This window comes from Paraburkholderia sp. (assembly GCF_028283785.1).
Classification (GTDB): Bacteria; Pseudomonadota; Gammaproteobacteria; order Burkholderiales; family Burkholderiaceae; genus Paraburkholderia.
In genome coordinates this window covers 179,393-189,169 of the sequence record NZ_JAPWKB010000015.1, presented here as the reverse complement: position 1 = coordinate 189,169, position 9,777 = coordinate 179,393, and the positions used below count along the sequence as shown (strand labels likewise).

At 65.4% G+C, this 9,777-nt stretch carries 7 protein-coding genes and 2 pseudogenes; all 9 read right to left on the bottom strand.

The features are described 5' to 3' along the window. Nucleotides 1-3 precede the first annotated feature (3 nt). Nucleotides 4-546, bottom strand: a complete 543-nt coding sequence (locus tag PW947_RS18785; RefSeq protein WP_299633860.1) for a hypothetical protein — start codon at nucleotides 544-546, stop codon at nucleotides 4-6. 245 nt (nucleotides 547-791) lie between these two features. Further along, complete coding sequence (locus PW947_RS31280) at nucleotides 792-923, bottom strand: hypothetical protein (RefSeq protein WP_366146134.1); 132 nt, start codon at nucleotides 921-923, stop codon at nucleotides 792-794. A 140-nt stretch (nucleotides 924-1,063) separates the two neighbouring features. Next, nucleotides 1,064-1,177: pseudogene (locus PW947_RS31275) on the bottom strand (DUF4410 domain-containing protein); the annotation flags it as partial. Next, nucleotides 1,177-1,566 carry a hypothetical protein gene (locus PW947_RS31270; protein WP_366146133.1) on the bottom strand — a complete coding sequence of 130 codons (390 nt, stop codon included), beginning with the start codon at nucleotides 1,564-1,566 and terminating at the stop codon, nucleotides 1,177-1,179. The gene PW947_RS31270 and the pseudogene PW947_RS31275, both read right to left, overlap by 1 nt. A gap of 139 nt (nucleotides 1,567-1,705) precedes the next feature. Continuing rightward, nucleotides 1,706-3,135, bottom strand: a pseudogene (locus PW947_RS18775) (ATP-binding protein). Then, nucleotides 3,132-3,845 carry a response regulator gene (locus PW947_RS18770; protein ID WP_299633859.1) on the bottom strand — a complete coding sequence of 238 codons (714 nt, stop codon included), beginning with the start codon at nucleotides 3,843-3,845 and terminating at the stop codon, nucleotides 3,132-3,134. The pseudogene PW947_RS18775 and the gene PW947_RS18770 overlap by 4 nt, the downstream one beginning before the upstream one ends. 17 nt (nucleotides 3,846-3,862) lie before the next feature. Then, nucleotides 3,863-7,021 carry an efflux RND transporter permease subunit gene (locus PW947_RS18765; RefSeq protein ID WP_299633858.1) on the bottom strand — a complete coding sequence of 1,053 codons (3,159 nt, stop codon included), beginning with the start codon at nucleotides 7,019-7,021 and terminating at the stop codon, nucleotides 3,863-3,865. Continuing rightward, complete coding sequence (locus tag PW947_RS18760) at nucleotides 7,018-8,124, bottom strand: efflux RND transporter periplasmic adaptor subunit (protein ID WP_299633857.1); 1,107 nt, start codon at nucleotides 8,122-8,124, stop codon at nucleotides 7,018-7,020. Before PW947_RS18760 ends, PW947_RS18765 begins: the two co-directional genes overlap by 4 nt. After that, nucleotides 8,108-9,697, bottom strand: a complete 1,590-nt coding sequence (locus tag PW947_RS18755; RefSeq protein ID WP_299633856.1) for an efflux transporter outer membrane subunit — start codon at nucleotides 9,695-9,697, stop codon at nucleotides 8,108-8,110. Before PW947_RS18755 ends, PW947_RS18760 begins: the two co-directional genes overlap by 17 nt. Between the last annotated feature and the right edge of the window lie 80 nt (nucleotides 9,698-9,777).

The window sequence follows — 9,777 nt, the reverse complement described above, 5'->3', positions numbered from 1 at the left end:
TTGTTATCGACCAGCTTTCGCATCGACAGGCGGCCGGTTTCCCAGATCGGGGTGATTTGCGCGTTGAAGATTCGCGCGGCGTCGTCTTTCGACGTCGGCAGCACGTTCAGCAAAGTGGCCTGTGCGGGCAGATACAGCGCGTGCTGCTGCTTGAAGTCGTTGAACAGATCGCGGTCGGCGGCCCTTGAAGATCGTCGAGCCGTAATCGTTCAGCAGTTTTTCGAGCGTGTTCTGGGTTTCGACCAGACGTGCGCTGTCGCGTTTGACCGGAGCCGGAACGATATCGACATAGATCAGTCGCTGGGTGACGGTGTAGTTCTCGAACCACGCCGCGCGCATCGCGGTCGCGTAATAGAGGCCCGGCACGGAGTCTTGCCAAGCAGACCCTTTCGCGTCGCGGCCGATGCCGCCCAGCTGAAACAGGGTAATCGCCGCTATCGTCAGCATCACGACCAGAACGGTCCCGAAGCCGTAAAGAATCCGTTTCCGGATGGTCAGTTGTTTCACGCGCGCCTCTAGGCTTTTCTGCTTTGTGTCGAGGAACATCCCGCAGACCGTGTCGTGAAAATGGCGCTAACCCCCGGAACTCGCCAAGCTCATCGGAATTGTCTCATAGATGCTTGCTGCGCGGAATTTTACATTGATTCCATGAAAGGGCGGACGCACGGGGAAACAATTACTCTGGCGCGCGTTGCAGCCCGGCCACCGAGGCTCGCGGCCGGTTCGGGTACGCCGGCAGGTCAGCGATCTTCTCCGGCCACTACATCGCGCTCGCCGGATACGACGTCATGTCACTTCACCTGACTCGCCGACATCCAGCCTTCCGTGACGCCGACCTGCGCGACCTGCTTCGCGATCGAATCGGCGAGGCGCGATGCGTCGGCGGAAATCGTGTCGTGCTTCGCTTCCGACACGCCATGCATGCTGAGTGCCGAGCGCCGCCGTGCTGGCGACGCGACCGGCTGCGGCACCGACGCCGGCCGTGGCCGCCACGCTCGGCGGCGTGGCCGCTGTCGGCGGTGGCGTCGAAGCTTTGCACGACGCGCGCACTGCCACCGGCCGGCTGATACAGCACCTGCACCGACGCGCCCACCTGACTTTCGCCCGCGCCGAAACCGACCAGCATCCGGCGACGGCGGCTGCCCTGGTCGATCGTGTCGAAGTTGCCTTGCACCATCAGCACGTTCTGATCGGCGCGCGCGGGACGGTCCGAACGGATCGCGCGCCAGTCCCATTTTCTGCAGACGCGCGACGATTTCGTCGGCGACCTTGTCGCTGGCCTGCTGCGCGTTCTCGGCCTGCTGCGTCCGCAGGCTTGCCGGACAGCGTCGCCTTCAGGCGTTGGGCGATGCCGCTGTCGAGTTTCACCTGATCGGGCGAACTGGCGAACGTGTAGACGTGGATGTTGTCCGGACGCACGTGCAGGCGTGCCGACGAAAACTGGCTGGCATTCGTGACGCCTGCCGCGCAACCGGTCAGCAACACGGAACCGGCGATCACGACGACTGCATGGCGAACCACGCGACGGACAAACGAAAGGGCGATGGATTGGACTGAAGTAGACATGGCAACCTGGTAACTGGATAACGGGATCGGTGATTTCACGGGAGCGTGATGCTGCGTGATTGGCCTGATCGCTGTTTGCTGTTACCAGCTGCGGCACGCAGATGCGAGTATCTGAGAACCGCATGGGTGACGCTATCTATCAAGTATGTCGTTCCGTGTCACGCTGACACGATCCCGCGCAAAGCCTTACTGCGCGGGCTTTAGCGGCAGTACGGACCCAGGCTTCGAGGCCGCCGCCGTCGCGTGGCAGAAAGCGCAATGCGCCACCGTGCAGCCGCGCGATCCGGTCGACGATCGCCAGCCCGAGACCGGTGCCGCCGCTGTGGCCGCGCGCGTTATGGCCGCGCTGGAACGGCTGCTTCAGCGCTTCGAGTTCGTGCGCGTCCAGTCCCGCGCCGCGATCGCCGACGGCGACATAGGCGGCGTCCGCGTCGGTCCAGGTGCGCACCGCGAGCCCGGTTTTGCCGTAGACGATCGCGTTCTGCATCAGGTTCATCAGTACCCGCATCATGCTGACGGGCCGAAATGCAACCGGCGGCAAGGGCGCGAGCGACAGGTCGAATTCGTGTCCGAGACCGGCGAAGTCGGCGGCGAGTTGGGACACCAGCGCGTTGAGGTCGCCGGGTTGCGCGAGTTCGCGCTCGCCGCTGCCCGCGTAATCCATGAACTGCTGAAGAATCGTATCGATCTGATCGAGATATGCGTCGGCGGCGACCGTGAAGCTGTCGTCGGGCGCGTTGGCATCGGCGGTGCTGCCGCTTTCGCGGCTGCTGCCGGACATCGCCATCGCGAGCCGCAATTTGGTCAACGGCGTGCGGATATCGTGCGAAATCCCGGCCAGCATCAACGCGCGGTTCGATTCGGCCTGCTGCAACACGGCGGTCATCTGGTTGAACGCCGTGCTGACTTCGGCGATTTCGGTGGGGCTGTCGGTGGGGAGCGGCGGCGGATTTTCACCGGCGCTGACACGCCGCGCCGCATGCGCGAGTTCCTGCAACGGGCGGTTCAGGTGGCGCTGGATCAGGTAACCGGTCAGCGCGGCCAGCGCCGCCATCACCACCGACAGCAGTGCGGCGGCTTCGACGCCCGTGCCGTCGGCGTCTTGCGGAATTGGCAGCGCGACCCAGTACGGGCGACCTTGCGCGTGCATGCGGATCCACAGCCGCTGGCCGCCTTCCGTCTGCCAGACGACGGGCATATCGGCGGGCAGATGCGCGCGCAGTCCGCGCAGAAATACCTCGCGCTGATAGGTGCGGTACGTGTGCAGCGGCGTGTCGTGGTTCGGGGCGTCAGCGGCGGCAGGCGGCTCGCCGCGACTGCCCAGCCGTTCGGCCAGCGCATCGCGCGACGAAGCGGGCGCGGCGTCGAGCAACGTATCGAGCGTTTGCACGTAGCTGGCGAACACCGACGCCGCGCGTTCGACGCGCGGCCGCTGCACGTAGTGCACCAGCACGCTCAGCGAACACACCCGACCAGCACGACCAGCACGATCAGCAGCGCGATATTGCGCGCGAGCAGCGTTCGCGGCAGCAGCATGCGCAGGGTGAAATGCGACGGTGCGTCGCTCATGACACGACGTCGCCGACCAGCATGTAGCCCACGCCCCATACGGTTTTGATAAAGCGCGGCTTCGACGGATCGGCTTCGACGATCTGTCTGAGCCGCAGCACCTGCACGTCGATGCTGCGGTCGAGCGCGTCGTGATCGCGGCCGCGTGCGCGCGCGATCAGGTTGTCGCGGCTGACTGCGCGGTTCGGCGACGACGCCAGCGCGACCAGCAACAGCATCTGTGCCGAATGGATATCGAGCGCCTCGGCGCCGCGCGATAGCCGCTGCTTGCCGATATCCAGCGTGAATTCGCCGAAGCGCACGGTTTGCGCGGCGACGCCCGGATCGCCCGACGCGATTTTCTGGCGACGCAGCAACGCATTGATCCGCGCGACCAGTTCGCGCGGCAGGAACGGCTTCGCGAGGTAATCGTCGGCGCCGGTTTCGAGGCCGATCACGCGGTCGAGCGGATCGCCTTTCGCGGTCAGCATCAGGATAGGCAGCGTGTGACCTTCGGCGCGCAAACGGCTGCAGACTTCGAGGCCGTTTTCTTCGCCGATCATCAGATCGAGCACCAGCACGTCGTACGGCTCACGCTGCAAATAGCGGTTGAGCCGCTTGCTGTCCTCGACGACGCGGACGTCGAAACCGTGGCCGCTCAGGAAGCGTTGCAGCATATTGCGCAATTCGGCTTCGTCGTCGAGCACGATGATTCTGGCGGGGCGATCCATGCAACACTCCTTGTGCGCTATGCGACGTGCGGATTGCCGGGTTTGTCGGGCGGGGGCGGGGTGTGCCGTGCCGCGCGCCGTTCCGTCAACCGTTGCAGCAGCACATAGAACGACGGAATGAACAATACCGCGATGCACGTCGACGCCAGCATGCCGGAGAATACCGCGATGCCGAGCGAGCGGCGCGCGCTCGCGCTTGCGCCGGTCGCGATCACGAGCGGCACGACGCCGAGAATAAACGCGAACGAGGTCATCATGATAGGCCGCAGACGCAGGCGCGCGGCTTCGACAGCGGCGTCGGCGATGCTCGCGCCGCGCTCGCGCAGATGCCGCGCGAACTCGACGATCAGGATGGCGTTTTTCGCCGACAGCGCGATCAGCAGCACGAGTCCGATCTGCGTATACAGATTGTTCGCGGCGCCGAGCGCGGCGAGCGTGGTCGCCGTGCCGAGCAGCGCGATCGGCACGGCGAGCACGACGGCGAGCGGCAGCAGCCAGCTTTCGTATTGCGCGGCCAGTACGCAGAACACCAGCAGCACGCCGACGCCGAACACCCAGTAAGCGGAGTTGCCGACCAGCTTTTCCTGATACGACATCGCGGTCCATTCGTAACCCACGCCAGGCGGCAGCACGCGCGCGGCTTCCTGTTCGAACGCGGCAATCGCGTCGCCGCTGCTGTAGCCGTTGGCGGGGTTGCCGTTGATCGCGGCGGCGGGCGCGAGGTTGTACAGCGACGCGACCGCCGGACCCACGCCCGGTTTCGCCTCGATGAACGCGCCGAGTTCGACCATATGCCCGTTGTTGCTGCGAATCTGCAAGCGGCGCAGGTCGTCGGTTTCGCGACGGAACGCGCCGTCGGCCTGGACGAATACCGGGAACGTATGGTTGAAACGCGTGAACTGGTTCACGTAGCTCGAACCCACGTAATCCTGGATCAGATCGAAGACATTGCCCACGTTCACCTGCAGGGATTCGGCTTTTGCGCGGTCGATCGTCAGATCGACAGTCGGCACGGACGCGCGGAACGGGCTGAAGACGCGCTGCAATTCGGGCCGCTTCGAGACGGCCGCGACCAGCGCGTCGGTCGCGTCCTGCAAGCGCTGCCAGTTCTGCGAGCCGTCGGTCAACAGCACCTGCATCTGCACGCCGCCGCTATTGCCGAGCCCCTGGATGGGCGGCGGCACGATCACGACGCTGCGGATGTCGGGCAGCTTCGCGAGTTCGGTGTTCATGTTCCGGTACAGCGTGCGCAGATCCTGGCCCTTGCCACGCGCGCTCCAGTCTTTCAGCGTGACGTAGATCAGCGCCGCGTTCGGCATCGACGCGTTGTTGTCGAGCGGAGAAATGCCGCCGATCGACACCACGTGATCGACGCCCGCAATCGCACCGATGCGCTTCTCGATCTCGGCGCTCGCGTCGCGCGTCCGTCCGAGCGACGCGGCATCGGCGAGTTGCACGGCAATCAGCATATAGCCCTGATCTTCGAGCGGAATAAAGCTCGTCGGCACGCGCGTGAGCAACACGGCGGACCCCGCCGACAGCACCAGCGCGACGATCAGCGCAAACGCACTGCGCCGCACCAGCCACGAGACGATCCGCACGTAGAAGCGCTCGACCGCGCCGTAAGCGCGATCGAAACCGCGATACACGGCGTTCGGCCGGGTGGGCCGCGAATGCCGCAGCCAGCGCGCGCTTTGCACCGGCTTCAGCGTGACCGCGTTGATCGCGCTGATGATCGTGGTGGTCACCACGACCAGCGCGAATTGCCGGTACATCTGTCCGGTGACGCCGCCGAGAAACGCCGAAGGCAGAAACACCGACACCAGCACTAGCGTAATCCCGACAATCGGCCCGAGCAGTTCGTGCATCGCGTCGATGGCGGCCTGCTTCGGTGTTTTGCCTTGCTCGATATGCTGCGTGATGCCTTCGACCACGACGATCGCATCGTCGACCACGATGCCGATGGCGAGCACGATCGCGAACAGCGTCAGCAGATTGATCGAAAAGCCGAGCAGATAGATCGCGCCGAACGTGCCGATTATCGTCACCGGAATCGTCGTCGCGGGCACCAGCATCGCGCGCCAGTTTTGCAGGAACAGCAGGATCACGACGAGCACCAGCGCGGCCGCTTCGAACAGCGTCTTGTAGACATCATCGACCGACTGCCGGACGAAGCGCGTGGTGTCGAACGGCAACTGGTAGGTGACGCCTTGCGGCATCTGCTTGCCGAGCCGTTCCATGGTCGCCTTGACGGCGTTGCCGACATCGAGCGCGTTGGCGTCCGGCAACTGGTAGATCGCGATCCCCGCGGCCGGTTTGCCGTCGAGATTGAAGAACTGTCCATAGCTCGACGAGCCGAGTTCGGTATGGCCCAGATCGCGAATCCGCACGAAGTGGCCACCGTCGTCCGGATCGGCCTTGACGATGATGTCGTCGAACTGCTGCGGCGTCGATAGCGCGCCGTGCAAGGTCACGGTCAGCTGGAACGCTTCGCCGCCCGCGTTCGGTTCGGCGCCGAGCTGGCCGGCGCTGACGTCCTTGTTCTGGCTCTGGATCGCGTTCATCACGTCGGCGGCGCTCAGGTTGCGTTCGGCGAGCCGCCGTGGATCGAGCCACACACGCATGCTGTACTGGCCGGTGCCGAACACGGTCACGTCGCCGACGCCCGGCAGACGCGCGAGCGTGTCGCGCAGCGAGATCACCGCGTAGTTGCTGAGGAACAGCGAGTCGTATTTCGGATCGGTCGATTGCAGCGTGTAAAGCTGGAGGATCGCGGTCGAGCGTTTGCGGACCGTGACGCCTTGTTGCTGCACGGCTTGCGGCAATTGCGCGGTCGCGGCGGACACGCGGTTTTGCACCAGCACTTGCGCCTTGTCGACATCGGTGCCGACCGCGAACGTGATCGTCAGCGTGTAGGAGCCGTCGTTGGTGCTGGTGGATTGCATGTACAGCGCGTTTTCGACGCCGTTGACCTGGGTTTCGATCGGCAGCGCGACGCGGTCGATCAACGTCGATGCGCTCGCGCCCGGATAGCGCGCGACGACCTGCACGGTGGGCGGCGTGATCGGCGGATATTGCGCGATCGGCAGGTTGATCAGCGCGACCGCGCCGAGCAGCATCACGATCAATGCGATCACGTTCGCCAGTACCGGCCGCTCGACGAAGAAGCGGATCATGCGCGCCCCTGCGGGTTCGCCAGCTGAACCTTCGCGCCCGGTGCGATGGCGAGCGTGCCGCTGGTGACCACGCGGTCGTGCGGATTCAGGCCGGCGGTGACGATGCGCAGACCGTGATCGAGTCCACCCGTGACGACGGCGCGCTTCTCGACCACGTTGCCCGCATTCACGATCAGCACCGACGCACCGGCCTGATCGCGTTGCACGGCGGTATCCGGAATCAGCAACGCCTGTTGCGGCGCGCCCGCGGGCAGATGCACTTCGACCGACATGCCCGGCACCAGATGCGCGTCCTGGTTGCGCACGTCCGCGCGCAAGCGCAGCGATCCGCTATTCGAATCGATCCGCGTATCGACGAATTCGAGCGTGGCGTCGTCGCCTTGGGCGGACGGGGCGCCGGGTACGCTCACGCGCACCGTGTGCGGCGCTTGCGTGAACAGACCGATGCGGTTCGCGTCGCGTTCGTTTAGCGTGAAATTGATGTAGACCGGCTGGATCCGGTCGAGCGTCGCGAGCTTCGACGAGTCGGAGCCGCCGACCAGATTGCCGACATCGAATGCGCGCGCGCCGATCCGTCCCGCGAACGGCGCGCGAATCTCCGTATAGCCGAGATTGATTTTCGACATATCGCGTTTCGCGAGCGCCTGATCGCGCGTGGTCTGCGCTTTTTGCAGCGACGATTCGGAGGTGGCTTTATCGGTGGTCAACTGTTTCTGGCGCGTCAGTTCCTGTTCGGCGTTGTCGAGCGCGGACTGGTCGTACGCGAGTTGCGCACGATACGAATCCGGCTCGATGCGGAACAGCAGTTGACCGGCTTTGACGTACGCGCCGTCGGTGAAACCGATCGCCTTCAGCGTGCCTTGCACGCGTGCGACCAGCGTCACCGTCGCCGACGGCGCGACCGTGCCCGACACGTCGATCTGCGGCCGCACTTCGCGCGACACCGGTTGCGTGACGCCGACTTGCGGCAGCGAGTCGGCGGGCGCGGCTGCGGGATGGTCGCCGCAACCGGCAAGCATCGCCGTGCTCAAAACGAACACGCAGGCCGACGCACACGCTGCCCGCCTGCCGGTTCGGGCAGGTGAATTATTTTTCTGATTCAAGCTGATCTCCGCGGGTCCGGGCGAGCGGCGAATTCGTCGGCGGCGCCAGCAGGCGCCCCCAGTCGGTACGCCGCGCCATCTCTTCGCTAATTGTCCGGCTGACCACCGGTTGGTCGCTTGCCACTTGCCAGCCGCCGCCGAGCGCCCGATACAGCGAAACGGCGGCCAGCGCGGCAAGCCCCTGGTTTTGCGCGAGCGAGTCGTCGTCGCGCAGCATCGAGCGCGACGCGTCGAGCACGGTATCGAAGGTCACAGAGCCCGACAGGTATTGCGCGTTCGCGAGACGCAACGCGCGCTGCGATGCATCGGCGGCGCGCGAGGTCGCGGCGAGCGCATCGAGCGACGTGCGCAATGTCGCGATGGCGTCTTCGACTTCGCGCTGCGCCTGCAATACGGTGCCCTGATAGTCGAGCACGGCTTCCTGGAACGCCGCGTCCTGAATCCGCACCGCGTTTTTCAGCTGACCACGCTCGATGATCGGCACGGTGATGCCCGCCGACACCAGCCCGATGGTCTTGCTGCCCCATTGCGTCAGGCCGATTCCATGCTGTTCCGACGACGACAGCCCGAATAGCCCGGTCAGCGACAACGACGGATACAGCTTTGCCTTCTGCACGCCGATCAGCGCCGATTGCGCGGCGGCGTTCAGCGCGGACTGGCGGACGTCGGGCCGTCGGCGCAGCAGATCGGCGGGAATTCCGACGTCGATCCGGGCGGGCGCGACGGGAATGCCGGTGCCGCCCGCGAGTTGCGCGTCGATCGCGTCGGGCGGATCGGCGAGCAGCACGGCGAGCGTGTCGCGATCCTGCGCGCGAGCTTTTTGCAGCGGCGGAATCTGCGCCTCGGTTTCCGCGACCAGCGTGGCGGCCTGTTCGACGTCGAGCTGGCTGGCGGCACCGCGATTGAATCTCGCGGTGGTCAGACGCAGGCTTTCCCGCACCGATTGGAGGTTCTTCTGCGCGACCGCGAGTCGCTGCTCGATGGCGCGCAAATCGATGTACGCGTTTGCGACATCGCCGTACAGCGACACCAGCGCGTTGTCGTACGCGGCTTCGGAGCCGCGCAACGTCGCCGTATCCGACTCGATCTGACGACGGTACTTGCCCCAGAAATCGATTTCCCAGCTGACATTCGCGCGGAAATGCTCGGCCCACAGATGCGTTGGCGGAATCGGTCCGACGCCGCTGGTGTTGATATGGTTCGCGCCGCCCGACACGCTGCCTTGCTGCGGAAACAGGTTTTCATCGCTGATCGACAGTTGCGCGCGCGCTTTCAGCACGTGCAGTCCCGCGACCTGCAAGTTCAGGTTGCGCGCGTACGCGCGCTGTTCGAGTGCGGTCAGCAGCGGGTCGTTGAATGCGGTCCACCATGCGGCGCCGTCGGCGGCTGATGCGTGCGCATCGGCGGGCAGGCTTTCGAGCCACTGGTGTTCGAGCGTTGCATCGGGCGTGCGGAAGTCCGGGCCCACCGTCACGCAGCCGGCAAGCGGCAACGCCAGCAGACAGACCGCCACGCACGCGCACAGTGACGTGCGGGCACGGGGCGTGGAGCGGCGGGCCGAGGGAAGTGTCATCAAGCTTCTCGTGAAAGGCCATGCACGGCCGTAGGCCGGAAGGCGGGTCCGGACATCGACGATCCCGCCGATCCGGACCG